Origin of the sequence: Paenibacillus sp. NPDC057886, from assembly GCF_042796655.1 — a bacterium.
In the GTDB taxonomy this organism is placed as follows: Bacteria; Bacillota; Bacilli; order Paenibacillales; family Paenibacillaceae; genus Paenibacillus.
On record NZ_JBHVMZ010000009.1, the window covers coordinates 195,031 to 217,011 of the forward strand.

29 protein-coding genes are annotated in these 21,981 nt (G+C 44.2%); 2 read left to right on the plus strand and 27 right to left on the minus strand.

Going from position 1 to position 21,981, the window contains the following annotated elements:
• Positions 1 to 42: 42 nt before the first annotated feature.
• From ACFVQB_RS27185 to ACFVQB_RS27260, 16 genes are all read right to left on the minus strand, one after another.
• Positions 43 to 480 (minus strand): GNAT family N-acetyltransferase, encoded by a 438-nt coding sequence (locus tag ACFVQB_RS27185; protein WP_379447012.1) that lies wholly within the window; start codon positions 478 to 480, stop codon positions 43 to 45.
• 41 nt (positions 481 to 521) lie between these two features.
• A complete protein-coding gene (locus ACFVQB_RS27190) occupies positions 522 to 947 on the minus strand; it encodes a GNAT family N-acetyltransferase (protein ID WP_379447013.1) in 426 nt (141 codons plus the stop codon).
• Between the two features lie 75 nt (positions 948 to 1,022).
• Positions 1,023 to 1,601, minus strand: a complete 579-nt coding sequence (pgsA, locus tag ACFVQB_RS27195) for a CDP-diacylglycerol--glycerol-3-phosphate 3-phosphatidyltransferase (RefSeq protein ID WP_379447014.1) — start codon at positions 1,599 to 1,601, stop codon at positions 1,023 to 1,025.
• 157 nt (positions 1,602 to 1,758) lie between these two features.
• Entirely contained in the window at positions 1,759 to 3,684 is a 1,926-nt protein-coding gene (locus ACFVQB_RS27200) for an FtsX-like permease family protein (protein WP_379447015.1), read from the minus strand.
• Complete coding sequence (locus ACFVQB_RS27205) at positions 3,681 to 4,436, minus strand: ABC transporter ATP-binding protein (RefSeq protein WP_379447016.1); 756 nt, start codon at positions 4,434 to 4,436, stop codon at positions 3,681 to 3,683. The genes ACFVQB_RS27200 and ACFVQB_RS27205 overlap by 4 nt, the downstream gene beginning before the upstream one ends.
• Before the next feature lie 100 nt (positions 4,437 to 4,536).
• On the minus strand, positions 4,537 to 5,541 hold the full coding sequence (locus tag ACFVQB_RS27210; protein ID WP_379447017.1) for a sensor histidine kinase: 1,005 nt from the start codon (positions 5,539 to 5,541) through the stop codon (positions 4,537 to 4,539).
• Positions 5,538 to 6,227, minus strand: a complete 690-nt coding sequence (locus tag ACFVQB_RS27215; RefSeq protein WP_379447018.1) for a response regulator transcription factor — start codon at positions 6,225 to 6,227, stop codon at positions 5,538 to 5,540. The genes ACFVQB_RS27210 and ACFVQB_RS27215 overlap by 4 nt, the downstream gene beginning before the upstream one ends.
• 289 nt (positions 6,228 to 6,516) lie before the next feature.
• Positions 6,517 to 7,257 carry an SDR family NAD(P)-dependent oxidoreductase gene (locus tag ACFVQB_RS27220; RefSeq protein ID WP_379447019.1) on the minus strand — a complete coding sequence of 247 codons (741 nt, stop codon included), beginning with the start codon at positions 7,255 to 7,257 and terminating at the stop codon, positions 6,517 to 6,519.
• 69 nt (positions 7,258 to 7,326) lie between these two features.
• Positions 7,327 to 8,046: a class I SAM-dependent methyltransferase gene (locus tag ACFVQB_RS27225; RefSeq protein ID WP_379447020.1), complete on the minus strand. Its 720-nt coding sequence runs from the start codon at positions 8,044 to 8,046 to the stop codon at positions 7,327 to 7,329.
• A 250-nt stretch (positions 8,047 to 8,296) separates the two neighbouring features.
• Complete coding sequence (locus ACFVQB_RS27230; RefSeq protein ID WP_379447021.1) at positions 8,297 to 8,818, minus strand: GNAT family N-acetyltransferase; 522 nt, start codon at positions 8,816 to 8,818, stop codon at positions 8,297 to 8,299.
• A gap of 30 nt (positions 8,819 to 8,848) precedes the next feature.
• The gene (locus tag ACFVQB_RS27235; RefSeq protein WP_379447022.1) at positions 8,849 to 9,322 is read right to left on the minus strand and encodes an NUDIX domain-containing protein; all 474 of its coding nucleotides are present in this window, start codon (positions 9,320 to 9,322) and stop codon (positions 8,849 to 8,851) included.
• Between the two features lie 26 nt (positions 9,323 to 9,348).
• Entirely contained in the window at positions 9,349 to 9,873 is a 525-nt protein-coding gene (locus tag ACFVQB_RS27240) for a YfiT family bacillithiol transferase (protein ID WP_379447023.1), read from the minus strand.
• A gap of 48 nt (positions 9,874 to 9,921) precedes the next feature.
• Positions 9,922 to 10,461 carry a GNAT family N-acetyltransferase gene (locus ACFVQB_RS27245; protein WP_379447024.1) on the minus strand — a complete coding sequence of 180 codons (540 nt, stop codon included), beginning with the start codon at positions 10,459 to 10,461 and terminating at the stop codon, positions 9,922 to 9,924.
• Positions 10,461 to 11,003, minus strand: coding sequence for a hypothetical protein (locus ACFVQB_RS27250; RefSeq protein WP_379447025.1), 543 nt, complete (start codon positions 11,001 to 11,003; stop codon positions 10,461 to 10,463). Before ACFVQB_RS27250 ends, ACFVQB_RS27245 begins: the two co-directional genes overlap by 1 nt.
• 20 nt (positions 11,004 to 11,023) lie before the next feature.
• Positions 11,024 to 11,464, minus strand: coding sequence for a cupin domain-containing protein (locus tag ACFVQB_RS27255; RefSeq protein WP_379447026.1), 441 nt, complete (start codon positions 11,462 to 11,464; stop codon positions 11,024 to 11,026).
• Between the two features lie 59 nt (positions 11,465 to 11,523).
• Positions 11,524 to 12,195: a class I SAM-dependent methyltransferase gene (locus ACFVQB_RS27260; protein ID WP_379447141.1), complete on the minus strand. Its 672-nt coding sequence runs from the start codon at positions 12,193 to 12,195 to the stop codon at positions 11,524 to 11,526.
• Between the two features lie 225 nt (positions 12,196 to 12,420).
• On the opposite strand from ACFVQB_RS27260, the gene ACFVQB_RS27265 reads away from it, so the two are divergent.
• Entirely contained in the window at positions 12,421 to 13,194 is a 774-nt protein-coding gene (locus ACFVQB_RS27265) for a sporulation protein (RefSeq protein ID WP_379447027.1), read from the plus strand.
• Positions 13,195 to 13,303: 109 nt separating this feature from the next.
• Here the strand turns inward: ACFVQB_RS27265 and ACFVQB_RS27270 are convergent, their stop codons facing one another.
• From ACFVQB_RS27270 to ACFVQB_RS27280, 3 genes are read right to left on the minus strand one after another with little or no spacing between them, the layout of a single operon-like run.
• On the minus strand, positions 13,304 to 13,588 hold the full coding sequence (locus tag ACFVQB_RS27270) for a hypothetical protein (protein WP_379447028.1): 285 nt from the start codon (positions 13,586 to 13,588) through the stop codon (positions 13,304 to 13,306).
• Between the two features lie 9 nt (positions 13,589 to 13,597).
• Positions 13,598 to 14,134 carry an AAA family ATPase gene (locus ACFVQB_RS27275; RefSeq protein ID WP_379447029.1) on the minus strand — a complete coding sequence of 179 codons (537 nt, stop codon included), beginning with the start codon at positions 14,132 to 14,134 and terminating at the stop codon, positions 13,598 to 13,600.
• A gap of 29 nt (positions 14,135 to 14,163) precedes the next feature.
• A complete protein-coding gene (locus tag ACFVQB_RS27280) occupies positions 14,164 to 14,730 on the minus strand; it encodes a DMP19 family protein (RefSeq protein ID WP_379447030.1) in 567 nt (188 codons plus the stop codon).
• A 335-nt stretch (positions 14,731 to 15,065) separates the two neighbouring features.
• Here ACFVQB_RS27280 and ACFVQB_RS27285 point away from each other — a divergent pair, with 335 nt between their 5' ends.
• Entirely contained in the window at positions 15,066 to 16,226 is a 1,161-nt protein-coding gene (locus ACFVQB_RS27285) for a glycosyltransferase family 4 protein (RefSeq protein WP_379447031.1), read from the plus strand.
• A gap of 60 nt (positions 16,227 to 16,286) precedes the next feature.
• On the opposite strand, the gene ACFVQB_RS27290 is transcribed toward ACFVQB_RS27285, so the two are convergent.
• From ACFVQB_RS27290 to ACFVQB_RS27325, 8 genes are all read right to left on the minus strand, one after another.
• Entirely contained in the window at positions 16,287 to 16,868 is a 582-nt protein-coding gene (locus ACFVQB_RS27290; RefSeq protein ID WP_379447032.1) for a hypothetical protein, read from the minus strand.
• Positions 16,869 to 17,029: 161 nt separating this feature from the next.
• Positions 17,030 to 17,548, minus strand: coding sequence for an NUDIX domain-containing protein (locus tag ACFVQB_RS27295; protein ID WP_379447033.1), 519 nt, complete (start codon positions 17,546 to 17,548; stop codon positions 17,030 to 17,032).
• A 55-nt stretch (positions 17,549 to 17,603) separates the two neighbouring features.
• Positions 17,604 to 18,266 carry an HAD family hydrolase gene (locus ACFVQB_RS27300; protein ID WP_379447034.1) on the minus strand — a complete coding sequence of 221 codons (663 nt, stop codon included), beginning with the start codon at positions 18,264 to 18,266 and terminating at the stop codon, positions 17,604 to 17,606.
• A 2-nt stretch (positions 18,267 to 18,268) separates the two neighbouring features.
• Positions 18,269 to 18,430 (minus strand): hypothetical protein, encoded by a 162-nt coding sequence (locus ACFVQB_RS27305; protein ID WP_379447035.1) that lies wholly within the window; start codon positions 18,428 to 18,430, stop codon positions 18,269 to 18,271.
• A gap of 123 nt (positions 18,431 to 18,553) precedes the next feature.
• A complete protein-coding gene (locus tag ACFVQB_RS27310; protein WP_379447036.1) occupies positions 18,554 to 18,724 on the minus strand; it encodes a YHYH domain-containing protein in 171 nt (56 codons plus the stop codon).
• A 102-nt stretch (positions 18,725 to 18,826) separates the two neighbouring features.
• Complete coding sequence (locus ACFVQB_RS27315; RefSeq protein WP_379447037.1) at positions 18,827 to 19,606, minus strand: Cof-type HAD-IIB family hydrolase; 780 nt, start codon at positions 19,604 to 19,606, stop codon at positions 18,827 to 18,829.
• A 274-nt stretch (positions 19,607 to 19,880) separates the two neighbouring features.
• Entirely contained in the window at positions 19,881 to 21,416 is a 1,536-nt protein-coding gene (locus ACFVQB_RS27320; RefSeq protein ID WP_379447038.1) for a PH domain-containing protein, read from the minus strand.
• Positions 21,413 to 21,910 (minus strand): PH domain-containing protein, encoded by a 498-nt coding sequence (locus ACFVQB_RS27325; RefSeq protein WP_379447039.1) that lies wholly within the window; start codon positions 21,908 to 21,910, stop codon positions 21,413 to 21,415. The genes ACFVQB_RS27320 and ACFVQB_RS27325 overlap by 4 nt, the downstream gene beginning before the upstream one ends.
• Positions 21,911 to 21,981 lie beyond the last annotated feature (71 nt).

Genomic DNA, 21,981 nt, shown 5'->3' on the forward strand with positions numbered 1-21,981 from the left:
GACTATGCCTTATTCGCCCTGCTCCTTAAGTAGTCCTTCTACCTAATTAAAATGCTTCCGGTAACCCTGAACTTTCTCATCTTTAAAGCCCAGTTTTTCATAGAAAATATGAGCCTCTTTGCGTTGATCGCCAGACACCAGAATCATGTACTCACATCCAAGATCTCTCGCAATGTGCTCAATCTGAAGCATAAGCTTCTGACCAATTCCCTGTCTGCGTACCTGATCGGATACAATCACATTCTCCACAACCATGAAGGGATTGCACTGACCCGCCAGATCCATACATTCAATACCCATAACCGATCCGGCCAGTTCCCCGTTGTAAAATGCACCGAGTACATGGTAGTGTCCATTTTGCTGGATATAGTGAAACATCTTCTGCATTTGCTGTTCATTGGTCGGTGTACCCAACAATTCGTTGTATAGCTGGCTTAGCGCCGGTAAATCCTCAAGTTCGATTGCTTTAATGGTAACCATAATAACCCTCCATATTTTTGTCCTATTTCACATATGCTGTCTTAAGTTAGGTCCTTCTTAAAGTAATAATGACTGTGTCCGGTCGGTGCATTCTCGATCGTTGTAATCAATTGGTAGCCATGCTTCTTGTAAAATTCCGGTGCCTGATATGAGAATGTGTTCAATTGGATGAAGTCACAGGATTTCTCGCGTGCAATACGTTCCACCTCATGCAGCAATCGGGAACCATAACCATGATGCCGCTGCTCTGCATCCACCCAAAGAATATCAATCTCCAGCCAGTTCCAGCAAAGTGTACTGAGCACACCTGCAACAATCTCACCCGCCTCGTTTTTGATATTGAAATTCAATTCTTCGTACCGATGCCTTAATTCCTCGCTCACATGCGCAGCATTAAATGCGATGAGTTGCTGTCGAACATATTCTGAATCCTCTGAAGTACTTGGATTGATATTTATTTGGGACATCCTCTTCTCCCCCTTCTCGTTATTACTTCGTGGTAAATATCTGAATCGGTCCGTCCCAGTCAGGGCAGGAGTTCTTTATTTCAGTAGTCTATAGTTCACTAAGATGTAGTTCAATCCCGATAACAGCGTAACTCCTGCCGCCAGCCATAATAAAATCATATCAACCCGCACATTAGTCAGCAAACTGAACGGAACATTATTCAATAATACAGCGATGATGGCTGCCACCTGCAGCACCATTTTGATCTTGCCATATCGATCAGCAGCCAAGGCAATTCCCTGTTCAGTAGCAATCATACGCAGTGCCGTAATGACAATTTCACGTCCAATGATGATCACAGCAATCCATGAACCAATCAGATCCTCCTGAACCATCATAATCAGCGCAACCGAAATCAATAGTTTATCTGCCAATGGATCAAGCAATTTCCCCAGATTGGTGATTTGATTATATTTTCTGGCCACATACCCATCCAGCTTATCCGTACCCGCTGCCAATACAAAAATAATAACTCCAATCACCAGACCATGCTGATCCAGAAAACGAATAAGCTCACTCGACTCCTGTATCCACGACGGCAACGAGATGAAGCACAACATAAACAAAGGAATCAATGCCATTCTCGCCAGGGTAATTTTGTTAGCCAGATTCATGGGAAACCTCCCTCTATTTCACTCCATATGTTGTGATTTCTCCACCCTCGCGTCATCCTCCTTTTTTTTCACAAAAAAGAAAGAGCAGACTGTATTTCATACAGTTGCCCCTTCTTCGGAATTTTTTAATGTATTTCTATGTCCCTAATCCCCTGATTTACAATGATTCCTTGATCACTCGTTTGTAATACCATATGGACAACAAGCCGAAGATTGAATACAACAACGTATACACAATCATGACGATTACAGTAGGTGTGGCAAGTTCCGTTCCGAAGAAGAACCAGCCTGATTTCACGGCAAAATAACTATGGCTCAGTCCCACGACAAGGGGAATGCCAAAATTAAACAACTGCTTAAATTGAATTCCGCGTAACAGATTGCCTTGAGTAAATCCAAGTTTGCGCAGAATTGTATAGTTCGATTTCTCTTCTTCGCTCTCATTCATTTGTTTGAAATAGAGGATACATCCGGATGTAATCAGGAAAGTTAGACCCAGGAAACCGACAATGAACATGATTAGGCCCATACTGGTACGTTGATTATTTCTGAATTCAATCTGGGAGAAGCTTGGGGCCTTCAATTTAAGATCTGCAAAAATGGCATACGCATTCTCGTCTTGCCCCGAATCTGTAATGTGCACACCGTAATAATCGGTCGCTCCCCCTTTTTGAAGTTTCGGATCAAGGTCCTGCGCAAGCTCCGCATAAACCGATTCATCCACTACCGCAACAGGCGTACCTTTGGTGTAATATACGGGAAGCACGCCCTGTTTCGTGGTTCCGATCAATTGCTGGTCAATTACTTGCTTCAACCCATGCAGAACAATGGGGCCTTTCTCCTGAATTGAAATTAACTGTTGGATCACATTTCCATACCCCATGAAGACCACTTCACCTGGTTTCAGGTCGATGTTATCCACCATGCTGTCACTCAACACACTGCTAAACAATCGATCTTCCGACAGGGAATCCTTCATCACCTTGCTTGCATCAATTTCAATATATAAAGGTTGTCTGTGCTTTTCTTCATATTGAATCTGTTTGTTATCTAACTCGGCTACAAAACGATTTTTCACATTAGCTTGGGCAAATGAAAAATCTTCTGGCAGACTTTCCTTGGCTTGCGCTTCTGCCGAATAATAGGAAATATAACTGAGCGACAACATGCCTATGGAGAGTGCCGATACGGTAGTAATAATGGTCAGCAGCAAGGCATTCGACTTCATGCGAAACATGATGGAGGATAACGATAATACCTCGTTAATGGAGAGATAGCCTTTTTTACTTTTGCGAATCAGATTAAAAAGAAAACTGACGGAACCTTTATAGAACAGATACGTTCCCAGAATGACCGAGAACAAAATCAAAATCATCGTGTACATCAACTGCTGCATATCCAATTTCTCACCACTGAACAATCGTGCAGATAAGGCATATCCAAAACCGATCAGAGCAATACCCAGGATACCAATCAGAATCTGCCCCACTGACAACTTCTGTACCTGCTGCTCCGTTGTGGAAGATACCCGAAAGAGCGAAAGGATACTTTGAGCTCGGATAAAAGTGTAATTCATCAGCATGATGAGCAGGTACATCACGGCAAAAACAATCACAGTCTGCAGCAAGGCCATTGGTGAAAAGTATAGCTCTGCGATGGCCTCAACGCCAATAATTTTGAACAAAATCATCAATATCAGCTTGGAACCCAGAAACCCGATAACAATACCTATTGCCATAGAACCAAAGTAGAGAATGCAATTTTCCGTACTCAAGATGCCAAATATTCTCCCCTTCGTCAGTCCGATCAGCTGAAACAGACCGATCTCCTTACTGCGTCGCTTGATAAAGATCGTATTGGCGTAGAGCAGAAAGATGCCAACAATTACAAGCAGTAACACAGAAGATGCGCCTATCGCGGCAGCCCCTTTCGTTGATTCAGCAACTTCATTCATGGAGGGATCATATTGTAGCGTTACAAAGGAAAAATACAGCGCCACACTAAAGATCAGGGCGAAGACATAAAGATAATAATTCTTCAGGTTTTTCCTCAGATTGCGAAAAATGATGTAGTTCAGACTCATGGCTGCACACCACCCAGTACGCCCTGAGTTTTGATAATGTCATTGAAGAAGGATTGCCGGGACTCGTCTCCCTTATTTAATTGGGTGTAGATCTGACCATCCCGAATGAAAATCACCCTGCTGCAATAACTCGCAGCAAATGGATCATGCGTAACCATAATAATGGTAGCCTGATGTTCGCTGTTCATATCACTCAATTTGCCAAGCAGGTCTGAAGCTGACTTGGAATCGAGCGCACCTGTCGGCTCGTCAGCGAAAATAATGCTCGGATCATGCACAAACGCACGCGCAGCCGAAGTCCGCTGCTTCTGTCCACCCGAGATTTCGGACGGATATTTATCTTTCAGCTCATATATGCCCAGTTCACGGGCGATTTGTTCGAACTTCTGGTGTGCCTCATGCTTCGGAATACTCGTAATCGAGAGCGGCAGCAATACATTTTCCTTCACCGTGAGGGTATCCAGCAGATTATAATCCTGAAAAATAAAGCCCAAATGACATTTGCGGAATTCAGCCAGCTGTTTCTCCTTCATGCCGGTGAACTCCTGACCCTCAATGTCAATCGTGCCCTGACTTACCCGATCGATCGAGGAAAGAACATTAAGCAGCGTCGTTTTCCCCGAACCCGAGGGCCCCATAATACCGACAAATTCTCCTTTACTTACCCCGAGATCAATCCCCTTAAGGACTTCCTGTTTATTTAGTTTGTTACCATAGACTTTATGAATTTTTTTGGCTTCCAGTATCCACATATCCCACTCACTCCTCTTTGGTATATCTCCATCATAGGCGGGATGCTCCAATTTATCGTGCGATTCACCGAACAAAACCAAAAAGCATGTGACAATGTTGTCACACGCCTGCAAGATGGATCATGTCATTCTTTCGCGGGAAGGTCAGCTTAACACTAGTGCCCTCTCCGGGAGCAGACTGTACCTGGATGTCTATACGAAGTGTTTTCGCTACCTGTCTGGTCAAATACAAACCCATTCCCGTTGCCGTTCCTTCCAGCCTGCCTTGAGTTGAAGTAAAACCTTTATCAAAAATACGCGGTAAATCCTGCGCCTCGATCCCTCGTCCATAATCCTGAATGGTCAGTATGATGTGCCCATCCTGTTCCTTGCTTTCAATGACAATGTCAGAGGAATGGCTATATTTCACCGCATTGCTGAGCAGCTGCCGTATGATAAAGCCTAACCATTTGCTGTCGGTTAACACCTTAGTCACCTGTAATGACATGTCGAAGCCAATCCCTTTGGATATGCACCACGACTTCAAGGTTCTAATCTCGCCATTCAAAATCGGTTCAAGCTCTGTTTCTTCCACAAACAAATCATTATGCATAAATGGAATACGCTTCTGGTGAAGCTGCTGATCGAGCAGTTGGTGAATACGCAGCCATTCATACGTCATCTGACCCTTTAGCTTGTCATCCGGCATACGCTCAATCATTAATTGCAGCGCGGTTAGGGGCGTCTTCACCTCGTGAATCCAGGCCAACATCTCATCCTTCTCCTGCTCCAGCAAAATAAAATGAGACGAGGACTCTTTCCGATAACGCTCGGTCTGGGAAGTCACGGCATCGTGCACAATCCTTTCATAAGGACTTTCAGCGATATCCAAATCCCCAGGATCATAGGTATGATCCCAGGTGGTTAATCTTTTGTAGAAACGGGTCTCTCTTGGATATCTCGCCCAGATAAACACGATGCATACCACTACATTCAGCACAACGATGTACGCTACAGATCGGAATGGAATAGACGTGTCGATATAGGCTACAAATAAAATGATGAGCTGTATGCCTATAAGCAACAACATCCAGCTGAGCTTCTCGCGTATGTACCTACCAATCATGCTTCCGCCTCTTCCGTTGCCATATAGCCCTGACCAACTTTGGTTTCGATATAGCCATCCAGACCTAACGGCTCCAGCTTTTTGCGAAGGCGATTGACGTTGACCGTCAGCGTGTTGTCACTCACAAAATGTTCATGATCCCACAAGCTGCGAATCAGATCTTCGCGGGTCACAATCTGATTTTTGTGCTCAACCAACACTTTGAGAATGAACATTTCATTTTTGGTCAAAAGGACTGATTCATTGTCATGGGTAAGTGTATTCTTCACATATTCAATGGTAGCCCCACGCCATGTACGCAGTTCAATCCGCTCTGTATTGTAGTTGTATACCCTGCGCAGTGTCGCCTGGATCTTGGCGATTAGCACATCGAAATGGAAGGGCTTCTGGATAAAATCATCTGCGCCCAGATGCATCGACATGACCATATCTGTGGGATGATCCCGTGAGGACAGAAAGATAATCGGCACATTGGAATGAGCGCGAATCATGCGACACCAATGAAATCCGTCATACTGGGGAAGCTGAATATCAATAATCACCAGCTGTGGTTGAATGGCACTGTATTCCTGCATGACTTTGCCAAAATCCTGCACGCCATACACGTCATACGACCACTGGGATAACCGTTCTTTGATTTCACTGAATAACGATTCATCGTCTTCAATGAGCATAATTTTAAACATATACCTTCACCACGTTTCTGTTCTTCTTGGGCCGACCAAACAATAAAACGTACAGCAAAATGACCGTTCCAGGTACGAATCGTTCTTCCGATCGCTGTTATCCCCAGATTTTTTTATTCCACCTTTCAAAGGTTAAAATCCGGGGATAAAGGCGACCACTCCGTTTCTTCAGAATCGATTTCGCCCCCTCCACTACGTTGTCAGCGCTCAAACAAAGCACATGTTCCAGATTTATCAATAGAATTCTGGAACCATGTGGAGCAATCCGAACGCAAATTAATGCATTTTGTTATCCCTCCATAGTATGGAGGACCTTGCTTGGATCACTGATTTCTTCCATCCGTTCGATCAATTGTTTTGCGACATCTTGTGTTGATCTTAATTGGCCAGCTTCATAGACCTGACCGAATACCTCAGACAGTGCAAATTCCTCTGCACTTTTACCTCTTGCCACAGCCTGTAGCTCAGTATCTACCATCCCCGGATCGAATGCAATCACTTCAACGGGATTGGGCTGCCCGGATTGTTCCATCGCTACACACTTAGTGAACATGTTCAACCCGGCTTTGGAGGTACAGTAAGATGCCATTGAAGGTGCCGGATAACTGCCTGAACCGGACGATACATTGACAATTTTCCGCCGTGCGGTCAGGTGACTGGTCTGCTGTATAAAAGATGAAGTCAGAATCATGGGTGCTGCCAAACTGATGTTCAGATTAAGACTGATCTCCTCTGCACTGCACCGATCTATCGATTTCAACGGTTCCAGCATCGCTGCATTGTTAATGAGCCCGATGAATTCAACTTCTTGCGACTGAATCTGTTCCAATATGCCTGAGACAAGATCGTCGATGCTATGGATATCTGCAAGATCAAACTGAACATGCTGGTAACGCTCGTAAATATCCTCCAAGTCAGACGTTCCGCGTGCAATACCGTAGACGTGATCTCCCTTTTCCAATAACAGTTCCGCAAGCTGTTTGCCGATTCCTTTGGACGTGCCTGTAATGATAAAATACCTTTGTCCCATATTCTCCCGCCTTTCTCTCGCTCTGTGTAATATTGGTTAAACGTCAAATCTATGACCCTTCATCTATGACTACACGTTTGGTTTTCTCCACAACGTCACCCATAGGATGGGCAAGCCAAAACACATATCATCCTGTCCCTTCGTCTTCATCGGGCGCAACTCCACGCATTCAAATGGATCTTCAAGCAAATAGCGAAGCTTTTCCTCCGTAAAGGCCAGACCGCCTTTCATCGATTTCTCACGGTATACCTCCCAATCGTCCATAATGCTCTCCGGTCCACCTTGACCGCCAAATCCTGGAGCAAAACAGGTCATCCCAAAATACCCTCCAGGTTTAAGTGCGTTGTGAATCATCTGTATATAGGAAATTCGCTGATGTGGCAGCAGATGGTGAAGACAGCCGGAATCATAGACGAAATCGTACTCTTCCTGTGGTGTGAGTTCAAACACAGACTTGCATTCGAAATTTACTTCAAGCTGTTCCTTCACAGCTCTTTCCTTGGCCCAGGCAATCGCTGTCTCCGAAAGATCATAAGCATCTACCTTATAACCCTGACGTGTTAGATATAATGCATTTCTTCCCGGACCACAACCAAGCTCCAATGCTTTGCCTCCAGATAATATTCCTGAGTTCACATGCGCTACCAGATTTTCATCCGGTTTGTTTGGAAAAAAGGGAATCGGTCGGTCCCGATCTTCATAGAACGGCTCCCAAAATTGCTTCGCTGATCTGAATTCTGCGTCAAGCATGTCATATAGATCCTGAACATTTTTAATCGTCTTCTCCATAACCACATTCCTCCTCGAATTCATACAAAACATCCTACACATTCCTTCTTACGTATGATCTCTTCCCTTTAAATCGCCCGCTTCATCACGGTTTCTGCGCTAAATCTGCTACCCTCTATTATAACATTTTCATCCAATCTCACTCTATTTATCTTGTAATATTCAAGCCAAAAACGGCCTATTTACATGTTAAAAAAACGACATTTAGAAGAAAGTAACTCCCTGTCTTCCAAACATCGTTTAATCATTATTATTCAGGTTGGGCTAAGCTTAACTTCTTTGTTAGATACAGCACCACATCGTCATCGATGATCGTTTCATCGCCCCACTTTAGATAACGATCATGCTTGTGAATGCCCTGACCATCCGGGATATATCCACGACGGGCATACAGAATTTGAGCTTTGCCATAATCGGAAAATACCCCGACGCCAATACCGGCTGTATCGGTTCGTTCCTGAATAACTTCTTCTGCCCGGTCCATCAAACGGGATCCAATTCCCTGGCGCTGATACTTAATCAGCACATTGAAATCATTAATCTCCGGAATGCCCTGTTCCTTGAACGACGGGTAGTATGAATTCCACAATACATTCGCGTAACCGGCAAAAGCTCCATCCAACTCCGCTACCAGAGTCACCCGCTCACCCTTCTGCTGTTCTGCCAGATATTGAATGTACTGCTCAGCCGATTTCGCCCAACCCTGTTCCTGAAACGCCTGTGAAATTACAACCGGATCGCTCTCATTTAATAGTCTGATATGTATATTCATCGATGTAATCTCCCTAATATTATTAGATATTTAAATGTTACTTTCACAAAAAGTCAAATCCACAAAGTGTTCGTATGTCCCTTTGGCAGAATATATTCTCCATCGGTACAAAAAATAATAAAACATGTCGCCAAAATTCATGCCATCTGGTAGTGTATCTACCATTTTCATTGCACCAATTTCGGAGTTAGGTTCCAGCGATAGAGCACGGAATTCCGTAATATTCGCATAATAAACCATGCCAAACGTTCCATTCATTTGATAGATTCCAAAGGGTTCCAGGATGAACTTCAATGCCCCTGTCTCTTCGTACAGTTCTCTTCCAGCAGCCGTAAGAACAGACTCGCCAGGTTCACGATTACCTCCTGGGAATTCCCAGCCTTGGCGTTTAAGGTTATGAATAATAACGTATTTCTCCCGAAACTGAGTAACCATGATGACGTACTGAATCTCTTGTTCCAATTCATCATATTCACTGAGATCCAGCCACTGTTTCTCTATCATCAGAAATCACACCTCACATATAAATGCTAGATTCCCAACCTGCTTCTAAGCGAGGTAATATGGGCCACGTGGTGTCTGCCATGCCATGCATATACACCCAAACAGTAGTCCAGTCTGGTCGTTTCTTTGGATGCGGGGTGATAAAAGGTTTTGGCATAGTCTACATCCGTTAATGTGTTTAATAGCGCTACCCAACGACGATGTAGCGCATCCAGGATTTGCAGAGAAAACTCGACATCCAGTTCCCGCGAATCACTCAGTTCAGCCCATCGTTCCTCGTAATATGGTCTTATCGTGGGGTTATCCTCCGTCAATGCCAGCTTGAAACGAACCATGCTATTCATATGGCTATCTGCCATATGGTGTATAACCTGTTTGAGCATCCAGCCACCTTCCCGGTAGGGCAGCCTCAATTGTTCTTCACTCAGTCCTTTGACCGCTTCGCGGGCGCGCTCCGGCAACTCGGCAATATCCTGAATCCACTGCTTCCGCTGCGCTGGTGTGACCTCGCCTGTATGTTCAAATGATCCAATCGGGTATCTCAAATCCATCGATCATTCCTCCTTGGTTAAATAGTTTAAATATACACAGTGCACTGCCTATGGAGCATACTCCATCAGCCAGCAGTCTCTCATCTGTCCTTCGTGCAGCTCGTGTTTCGGTAACAGTCTGACCTTCCTGAAACCACACTTCTCGTAACAGGATATGGCTCGTTCGTTCCACGATTGCGGGTCCATGACCACTTTCCGGGCTTGCTTATCGTTGACCAGATAGGCCAACATGGATTGTACTAGTCGTGTGCCAATACCGCGGTTCCAATAATCCGCCTCTCCAATAAACTGATCTGTTCCATAGATGATTTCATCTGTGTCTCCATAGCCATACTCATTTCGTTCTTCCTCCTCCAGTTCATAGAACTGGATGTAGCCGATAGGTTTACCCTCGTATTCAACCATACAACGATGTTCAGCATCGTCTTGTCCATAAAAGTTCTCTCTGACCAAATGCAAATCATGTGGCTGATCACGGCCTTCGTAATATTGAAGTACTACAGGATCAGACAACCATTGAACAAGGTATTGCTCATCTTTTTCATCCAGCAAACGTACGATAATCTCATTCCATTGATAGATTAGCATCACTCTGCATACTCCTTAATGATTTCCAGAGGCTCCCCTGAGACCCAGCTCAGGTCCTTGCCCAGTAATTTTTCCTGATGAACATAATAGAGCATTGGTTGCCGAATCAGTTCTGCCTGCTCACCCAAAGGATGAATGGTAAAACGCATCTTATACGTGCCCGCTGCATCAGGTATGGAGAACCCAGCAAATTCAATAATCGCTGTTGATGACTGCCTCTGTAACGCTTGACGAAGAATCTCTTCCATTGCACCTGTGCTGCCGACGGAAGTAGGTCGAATAAATCGGTTGTCCTGTTTGTCATCAAAAGATATTGAACCCCAACCAGGTACAAGAGGATATACCATGTGCTGAGCCTTATCTACTTTTGTGCGTGTAATGGTTAATTGCACCTCGTATTCATCCGCAGCTGTCTGCCGAATCGTGCCCTTCATGCTAACATCCTGCTCTGTAACGCTGGGAGCCAAATTATTATATACAATAAAAACTGCTACAATAACAATTGCAACGCCAGTTAGCCAGAATATCGTACTTCTTCGCATGTATTTAACCCCCAAGCTGATTAACTGTAAGTCTGAAGTAATTCGCTCTCCATTAGTGTCTGTGTAACTCTGTCCAGTTCCGGAGAAGCAGACCAATCACTATGTGTATTCAAACCATATTTAATCGTATGGATAACGCTATTGGGTGACATATATAAATTATGGTGTACTCCCGGTTCCACAATGATATGATCTCCTTCGCCCATAACTCTGATTTCAAGAGTCTGATCCTTCACAAAATTTGCATAAGCGATCCAACCGGACTGCACAACATAGAACTCGGTTATATGGTTATGAAAATGGCTATTTTGCCACGCTCCCTGAGATGAAGCTATCGTTCTGCAGTAATAACTGCCATCCGCTGAAACCATCTTGTATTTCCGTTCCCCATTAGCCATCTGCTCGAAGCTGGTATTCACATTATCTGGTCCTAAATTCCGTTCTAAAGTTTCTCTATCCAAACCATTACACCCCCTGATCTGAAATACCAAGGCAGGCATTCATATTTTATAATCTTCCTTTAACGCCTTATGGCCTTCCAGATATATTTGTGCTCACGCACAGCAAGTCTCCCATCAATCTGATTTTCCTTCAGCTTAACTTGCAGCTGTTCATAGTACTCAGGCCGTGTGTAATCCGGGTTTCCGGGAATATCGGAAAGAAAGATAGCGAACTCTTTTTCATCAGGAAAAACCATTAAAGCCTCGTTGAATTCCTCAATCTCGATGTCTTCATACTGATTCGTGCGCAGCCTTTCTCGTACCTTACTTACATCAGTATGAATGCCAAAGATCACGCCACCCTTTCGCAGCAATCTCCCATGTTTAATAATGGACGTAGGGCCTCTGCGGTCATAGATCAGGTCGAACTGTTCGTCTTCAAACGGCATATCCGTTTTGGTTGTGGCGTAGACAAACTTCACATTTTCAACGTCACTGGCATCAAGCCCAGCCTGGGCAATGCGCAGCAGTTCCTTCGAGTTGTCGAACCCCGTAATATGATCGGTATAGGCCGACATTTTTAATGTAAATTCACCATGACCACAGCCCGCATCAAGCACAGATTTATATTGAGGCAGCTGTTGCATCAAGCGCGCTTCAAACACATCTTCTGCCGAATGGCCTTCCAGGGTAAATACAGCTCTTCCCTTGTATCCGCCGTTACGCCGCGCAATCATGTCATACCATTCCATGCCCAATAGATATCCCCCCAGAAGAAAATCCCATATTAAACAACATTCGACACGGACAATCCGATTCTCCTGTTTCAATTGTTAACTTTTTCTCTATCAAAAAAGTTTATTTATTCACAACGTAATGATTTTTAAAAATTGAAACGCTTCTCTAACAGGCTCCGTATTAAGGTCGAAGTCGTATTTTTGCCTTGGACAAACCAATAGAATGTGGAGGTTGAACGAATGTCTTTTTTTAAGAAAATGTTAGCCAGTGTAGGTGTTGGAGCAGCCAAAGTAAATACCGAATTACATACACCTGAGGTTACGCCTGGAGGGATCATCTCGGGGATCGTGTACATCGAGGGCGGAGAAGTGGAACAGAATGTAGACCGAATCTACCTTACGATCAAGACTCATTACATACGGGAGCACAATGATCGAAAAGTAAATGAAACTGCGGTTGTAGCCAAATACTTGCTCACAGAAGGTTTTATTTTACAGCCTGGAGCCAAACTGGAGAAATCCTTCTCATTTGATCTGCCAGAAAATCTTCCGATTACACTGCATCGTGCAGAGGTGTGGGTTGAGACTGGCCTCGATATCTCGAGCGCCGTAGACCCCTCAGATCGGGACAGACTACACGTAGTTCCTACAAAAGATATGAATACCGTGCTTGATGCGATTGACATTCTTGATTTCAAGCTGCGTGAAGTGACCAACGACTATGCTCCAAAGCTTGGTGGCAATCTTCCCTTTATACAGGAATTTGAATTCGTGCCAACGAGCAAGTTCCGCGGCTATTTGGATGAGCTAGAAGTATTGTTCTACCCGATGGGAGATTCAATGGAACTGTTGCTTCAGATCGACCGCCGCGCACGTGGACTCAGTGGCATTTTCTCCGAGGCGATGGGTACGGATGAGAGCTTCGTCCGTCTGCATCTCTACGAGAGACACCTTGCACGGGGTGCACATTCGGTCGCCCAAGGTCTGGAAGAAGTCATTTCCAAGCATTTATAGTCTGTTAAAAATAGATCCAAAAACAAAAAACAGTTCTCCTCCCAACTTTCATTGGTGTAGAACTGTTTTTGGCTATGTTTATTCTTGTATTAATAAACAATCAGGAACGCTATGTCCAGCGCTGTATCCCCGATCGAAGTCCGTAGTATGCAGCAGCAAGCAAGAGAAATCCAACGGCAGCGATCAGAATCGAAGTAGTATCCCAACGGGTAATCGAGCCAAAATCAACCTTGGACTGCAACATCATGACGGATGAATCGGTATTCAACATTTCAGTTGTATGATTCAGCGTCATTAACATTCCTTGAACGACATTCCAAGCCATGAAACCCAGTGTGAATAGCAAAGTTACCAACAGGGATTCCACACCTAATCGTTTGTTGATATTCATCATTTTGCCTCCTCATTTACGGTTTGACAGCACTTTGGAGATTATAACATTCACCACATCATCTGTTGTTTGGCCATCCGTCTGAATGTACTCTTCAAAGCGTGCTCCGTGGAATGCTTCCGCACACTTAGCCGCTTGTTTAAAAGTCCATCCACCAGGCTCATCCCCGCGCTTCAACAATCTTTCATGTAATGTTTCCATAGATGTCATCAGGGTAAAATGAAAAAGGTTGGCGTCGAGCTCTTTCAGACCCCGATGGATATAACTGAACTGCTCTGACTTGTAGATGGTCATTGGAACAATCAGATGTTTGTCATACTTCTGCCTGATTTCACGGGCGACTTTCACGGTAAGGACTTTCCACAGCTCCATATCCTGAAAATCGTCCGTTTTCTCCACTTCCATTCGGACGTCATCCGCAATCACGTTTCTTAACATGTATCCAATCTCTTCAGGATCGTAGATCATACTGTTCGGAATTAACGGCTGCAGCTTGGTTGCAGCAGAGGTTTTACCTGAGCCAAATGCCCCATTAATCATCACAATCATAGTGACGTCCTCCTGCGTGTCAGATTCAATTAGACAAAGAGGTGCTCCAACTCCAGTTTCAGGCGATCTTTGTTCGTATCCACATATTGATAAAGGAGTTCAAACACCTCTTCATTATCCGATTGCATGCTTAAATGACCCGCTTCCAGCTCAACGCGCTGCAAAACCTCATGGATCTGTTGTCCATGCGTATTCAGGGTCGTCGTCACATCCTCTTCGGAGAGCGCATTCACATTTTCTCTTAATTGCTCAGGCGTCACACCATTTTCGGATAACATATGCTGGATATTCTTCAGGATCTCTGCATCTGCATCGTTGCCTATGCGCTGCATCGCTTCCGTCGTTTCACCCAGAAACTGTCCGCTCGCATTTTCAAGAAAACCAGTAATGCCACTCATGGACAGCTCTGTATCCAGATCTATGATCAGGATGGTATCTCGCAATACTTGTGGAAGTTCAGGCCCACACTCCCGAATGGTCGCAAATTCCGCACGATACAGATCCATGGCAACACTTCCCACCACTTCTTCACCTGACATGCTGTCGAACTGATCCAAGGGTAATAATTGCTGCAATTCTGCCTGTAATTTGTTCATCTCTCTGCCTCCTGTATATCTCTATATATAAGTTCAACTCAATGAATATTTACACTATTACTCCGTTGACAGAACAACCTCCGATCGCTGTGTTGAACATATCTATATATGCTGAACGAATAATTTCACACTGGATTACTGCATTTCATAACTAGTGTCAAGAAACGCCTTTATATCATAGCAGAATATACTATATAAGTTTATCCTATGTATGTTTACACCAAATCACGCTGCACGCACACTTTACACGAAATACAGATAAAGTTAACCTTCACTTGACCTCTGGAAAATGATCCGCTGTTATGATCATCTCATCAAGAGTCATGGGAGGGGTAATGATGCGCCTGGCCTTGTTCACCGATACCTATGTTCCGGATACCAATGGTGTAGCTGGCACGCTGCACCGCTTAAGTAACCAGTTAAACCGCAAAGGAATTGAGCATCTGCTACTTACGCCGCAGTCAGTTATTGAAGGCAATCACACCGCACCGGCCCGTTCGGTGACCAACATCCCCTTTTTCCTCTATCCGGAATGTAGAATAGCCTTACCTAACCGGAGATCCATCCATCAAGAGTTAAAAACCTTTCAACCAGATCTGCTGCATATCGCCACTCCATTCAATATGGGCCTTCTCGGTCTCAGATATGCGCTCAAGCATCAGCTTCCTCATGTCATCTCCTACCATACCCACTTTGATCGTTACCTCGAATACTACAGGTTGAACAGTATAATTCCTCTCTACTGGAAATACATTCAATGGTTCCACCGGGCCTGTGACTCCACATTAGCACCGTCTCAGGAGACCTTAAACTCATTGCAATCGAAAGGTATTCAACGTCTGAAGTTATGGTCCCGAGGAATCGATTGCAGCCTGTACTCACCAGATAAACGGAGCTCCGATATCCGCAACCGTTACAATATAACAGCTCCTTTAATTTTACTCTACGTTGGACGAATTGCCCCTGAAAAAGATATCGCTACCCTCACCCTTGCCATGCAGCAGTTGCCAGAATATATGCAATCCCGGGTACACTGGATTATTGTAGGTGATGGGCCTTTGCTTCCCAAACTGCGTATGCAATCCCCAACCAATGTCACCTTTACAGGGTATCTGCATGGAGAAGAGCTTGCTGTTATGTATGCTTCGGCAGATCTCTTTGTGTTTCCTTCCTCAACAGAAACATTTGGCAATGTGGTGCTGGAAGCGATGGCTTCAGGATTGCCGGTTCTCGCAGCGAATGATGGTGGTGTAAAAGACTTAGTCGCACATCATCGAAGTGGTGTTCTGTTCGAGCCAGGCCAAGCGGATGCACTGATTCGGGAAATATGCCTTTGGGGTGATCATATGGAACAACTAAGAAATATGGGCATTGAAGGACGAAAACTTGCTGAGCAGCGTTCGTGGGATCACATTTTTGACAGGTTAATCGGAGATTATGAGGAGACCATTGAGAATCGGAAAAGAAACACGAAAGACCGAATTATTACAGCTTGAACAGGTTTCATGTATAGAATTAACGAGTTTATCGAAAATTAAAGCACATTCTGATACAGATCAATGATGTTCCATAATCCACCACATCAGCTTATGAAAGCCCATCAATTTCTCAGGGATTTGCTCCACATTGATAATCACCGGATTGAATGTCCTGTTTCCTGCTTTCTCATAGATGTGAAATGAACCGTCTATCGGAATGTCCTGTCTAAATTTATAAAGCGCTACAACATATCGCTCATTGGAATCCCCAATAATTCTGCCACTCTGATCTTTATTGAGCTTGAGATCCTTTGTTGTGATATCTTCATAATGCCTTATGGCATGTATTCCATCTTTGATTTGAACGACAATGTGTCGATCCGATGCCTGAGGATATAGCACGATGGTAACCAGTAGGGTTAGGATTATAATTAATGTGTTTTGCACTCTACCCTTCAACATGTGGGATACTTTCTTTTCTGTTTTTTTGGCTACTATGAAGATAACGCCAGCATTGATCGCCACAATTAGGGGAAACATGATCAGTCTCATTAGACTCGTGTAAGGAAATAACTGAACCAGCAAATATAACAATAGAACTGTTGGCAGCAGCAGAAGACATCCTTTGAACCATCTGTTATGTTGTAGGTTGGATCTCATATCTTTCCCCTTCCAAAGAGAGCATCTGTCTTCAACACGAGGTATGAAAAAAAGCGGGGATGCCCAATATCCTCGCTCCTTTTAACAGCCGCCTACTGATTGAACGTACGGTTTTCCGATCCCAAGTAGGTACCGTTCGTTTCCGGTCAAGATGTCTAACATTACACAACGGGTTCAAATGATATCGTGTCTTGCATAATACTCCATTCTACCCTTGGTCTAGCCGCCGCCCCTTCTCCATTCAGGACATTCCCAATCCATATCCCGTCGATCTCCTGATTTTGCAAAAAGTGCCGCATCGCAGCTCTGATCAGAATGGATGTATGTAAATCCAGCAGCTCATCCTTGGGTATCCAGAACAAACCCCCTTCATCTGATGGAATAAAGCCCCGATGTGTCGTCTCACCAAAATATACAAACTGCTGCCGCAATTCACCACCATTAAGCTCTAGCAATATATATCGAAGCCGAAAATGATTCACTTCTTCTGGCTTGAACCCAGTCTCTTCTTCAATCTCCCGGTAACTGGCAGTCATTGGTGAGTTAAGTTCTCCGTGCTCCAAATGCCCGCCAATACCACCCCAGAACTCAAAATTGAACAGCCTGCTGCCTGACTTCTTCATCATCAACATGTCGTTTCCATTACTCAAAAACGCCGTAGCCATTTGTCTGATCTCCATGTGCACCTTCCTCACTGTTATGTAGTGTAGTTTGAAACTAATCTGACTATCTTTTCTAGAGCAGCCCCTTTAGTTCACCAAGATGCTCAATAGCATGCAATGGCTTGGTTGTAATGCTGTCCTGCCAAGGCTGATTGACCTTCATCCAGATCGTGCTCATGCCTACTTTTGCCGCTCCTTCAACATCATTGACGGGATGATCTCCAATGTAGATACACTGCTCGGGAGAGAGGTTGAAATGATCCAATGCCAATTTAAAAATACGAGGATCGGGCTTTTTCACCCCAGCCTCTTCCGAAACGATAATATGATCAAAATCATCCCGGATGCCGAGTTGATCGATTTTTCCGTATTGAATCTCCGTCTTGCCATTGGTGATTAAACCTGTTTTATATTTTCCTCTTAGATGCTGAACCACTTCTCGCGCCTGCTCCATCAGAACAGCACTTTTCACATACTCTCTGCCATAGAACTCCATAAGCTCCGCGTGAGGCGGATTCTCAGCCCATGGTAATTCATGGAGCAACTCGTTGAACAACACACCTTTGTCCTTGTAACCGTCCTCATCCAGCTCAATAATTCGTTTAAGAATATCATCCGTAGTCTCAAGATGAGCAAAATAAGTGTTGATCAAGCTCTGGGTGAAGCCTTCAAAGGTACTTGTTCTGTTGAGAATCGTATTGTCTAGATCAAAAATAATCGCTTTAATATGATCCATCGTCATGCTCCTCCTGTCTGGTCTGTAAAACGTTCTTTCCTCAATAGTTGCTCCAGTTTCCGATTGGTTTCGGCCTGCTCTTGAATTAACCGTTTCGTTTTACTTTCTATGCTGATGAGTGTGATCGTCATAATAATTACACAAATGATCCCAATAAACCCCATAATACCACTCACCTCTAACGTAATGTTTATTGTATTCTGTTAGCTGCGACTACCATGAATTATAAACATGCAAACCCAACCACAGATCGGACCAGGGCTGGGTTTACCTTGTAAAACTCATTTTCATTTCTTCTTTTTGTGATAATGGTAGCCTGTACACAGGCCCTTTTGTTTGGATTTCGCGGAACAATTATGTCCACCATGTTTGTCCAGTCTGCCTGGATGGGCATAAGCAGAAGAAGATACACCAATAAGTACGACAAGAGACAAGATTACAATGACAATCTTTTTCATAAGTCACCCTTCGATCTCACCCTATGCTTTAGGGCTTAATTCATCTCCATCATTCTACATGAAAACCCATAATTAGGATATCCTTATTGCTCCAAAATTTGCTTATTCTATGATTTTAAACTTCCTCAACGCATATGTGATGCCATCCTCACTTGCTCGCAGTGTGACATAGTCGGCACTTTGTTTGACGCGCTCGCCTCCGTTTCCCATCGCAATGCCGAGACCCACGTACTCTAGCAAATCAATATCATTTTCACCATCGCCAAAAGCCATCGCTTCCTCTTTCGATATATTCAGGTGGGCGAGCACTTTCCCTGCCGCTATCGATTTGGATGCTTCGTTCTCTTCCAGTACATTAGACACATAAGGATGAAACCTCACGAATTTTAATGTAGGAAATCTAGAATGGAATTTCTCCGCTTCGGCTTGATCAGCATATAAACAAATACAATACACTTCTTGTTCCAAAGAACTGATTTTCAAGGGATACTCCATCAGACCGAGCGTATCTCTCAATGCATCGGTGACACGCACATCCGTTGTGCATAAGCCATTCATCTCGAATGACTCTGTAAAATAAGAAATACTGCTTCCGTTCAGCTCGGCAAATTCACTGAATTCTCTAACCATTCGTGCAGAAAGCACCGATTTATGTATCACTTCTTCACCGCTCTTAATCAATGCGCCGTTAGCCGAAATCATGGTATCAATCCCGAGTTTCCTGAAATCTCCGCATAAATTATACGGTCTGCCGGTGACCAGAACGACCTGTATGCCGCTACAAACCAATTTTCGAATGGATTCCTCTGTACCTGGGGAAAGACTTCGATCCTTCTCACTGAGTAACGTACCATCCACGTCCATAAATACGATTTTAATCAATGGAACACCTCCTAAGCTATATAAATTGAACTAAAGCATATTTACACTTGCCACTCCGATGACAGAATAACCTTCCGATCGCTGTTATCCCCAGATTTTTTTTGATTTCTATTTTCAAAGGGGAAAATCCGGGGATAAAGGCGAGGAATATGCTTTCGATGCAGCTTTCTTTACAGAAAGCTTGTAGCTCCGCTTCTTCAGGTTATTTCTGTCCTCTCAATATTAAAGGCAAGTGCACAGTAAACTTAGTAGTCTTCCTGCACTTGCCTTTACATTAACGGGTCTGGACGTTCTGGCTCCGCTCCATATACCACAACTGAAACGCCCCTACGGCTTCAAGCGGAATATCGTTTAGCGTGTGATGCAGGACAGGTTTGGCCCGATTCACGGTTTGAATCGAAGCAACTCCAAACCAGCGTTGCAGCAGATTCCGGGTGATCTGCACCTCAATGACTTTCTCCCGCTTGGAGATGTATAGGGTTGAGGTTAATGCACCGGTTCGCAACTGGATAAAGTTCTGATTCAGGACGTATCTTGTATGAAGAAAATCAGTTATTCTGCATATGACAATCCATAGTAACAGAATAGCGGAAATTATCCACCACGCCTGGTTCTGTCCCAGAATCACCGGTTTGAAATAAAACAGTAACCCCGTTGCAATAATCCACACCCAGCTTGGTGTCAGCATACGCAGCCATAATGATTTTCGTGGAAGCTTCTGCATCTCCTGCGTAACCTGATAGGATGGCAAAATCTCCGAGATCATATCGTAAGCTTGCTTCACAGGCAGAAAAGGATAGAGCGAGTTAACTTCCTGGTCGGATTCTCCCACACCACCTGCTGTCGTCAGTTCCACTTCTGCCAGTCCTAGCAATCTTTTCATCGGAGACTGCGTGATTTTCACCGCCTGAACTCGTTCTTTCAGAATCGAAAATGCGGTCTGTTCCAACATGCCCTTCGTAATGTAGATACGTTTGCGATCAGAGGAGATTTGGAAATCACCATACTTCACAAAGGTTCTGACAATACCTAGCATAATGGAAACAGCAATAAGTCCTGTGATGATCAATGCGGTAATCCACCAGGTATCCAGCCATGTTAATAGGATGCTCTCCGTCACTTTTTCATCGGGAAAGAAATCTTTCACCGACGAATAGAGCGACCCCAGAATCGGAATAAGTACCAGAAAGCTTAGCGACGTAAACGAAGCTTTGAATATATCTTTTCGGGTGGACTTATAATGGACATTCCGTTCAAGCTCCTCTTTTACAGGCAAGGGAATATCATCTTCGGGTGTTACGTGTTCAGGTCGCGTCACTGGTTCTTCTTTTGATTCTACAGCATCACTGGCGACATTCGCTTCCGACATATGCCCTGCTACAACCTTTTCAAGCCGATCCGATTCCGCAAGTGAAACGACTTGCAACTGAAAAGTAGCATCTTCTCCCTTGATGCCCGTCTCAAAGCGAATGGATGTGACTCGGAACAAACGATGAAACAGCGACGTATGCCGGTTCACGTTCTGAATTTTGGTATAGGGTATCGTTCTTCTTGTGCGATTGAACACTCCACTGTAGATCTGAAAAGCCTTATCATCTGCGGTATAACGTAGTGTAAACCAGCTCCAGATGATGCTTATCACACTAAACGCGATAGCCACATAAAAGACGATTCTGCCATACATAATCCACGTGGACGCCGAGCCATGACGGAGAATAAATAAAAAAACGATAAATGCGAAAGAATTTTTCACCAGTTTCCACAAACTCCAGAGCATGGCTAACGGGTGTTGTCTTTTCATCTCGTTCATTCATCCACCTCGTTAATCCTTGCATAGGACGCAATCTGATTACGCAGTTCAAGCGCCACTCCCTCTGGCAACGCCGGGATCGTATGAGATGAACCCATCGTGCCAATCGATACAGAATATAGGCCATATTTTCTCAAAAGGGGACCTTGATTCGTCGTGACGGATTGTACTTTGGCCATGGGAATGATCTGATGTACCTTTTTCAAAGCCCCGTGTTTCAATTGCAAAAACTCCTCATTCGCATCGTAGTACCAATGCTTGTATAACAATGAAGGCCGGATAAAAATCTCCCACACCGCATACAGCACTGAGATGGCAGTCACTCCCCATAGCAACCAACCAATCCACGCCTTCCATCCATAGATGGAATCCAGAACCAGCAGTGCTGCAAGCACAATCAACCCTATTCCGTTCGATATAATCGCACTGATTCTCCATATGGTTATGGCATCCGGCGATAAACGTTGCTCGGGTGTACTCTGTATGTACTGCATATCTTCACTCCTTTTTCTTACTGTACGAAGAATAGTCCTCTATCGATGCAGAAAGATTGACTTAGTAAAAG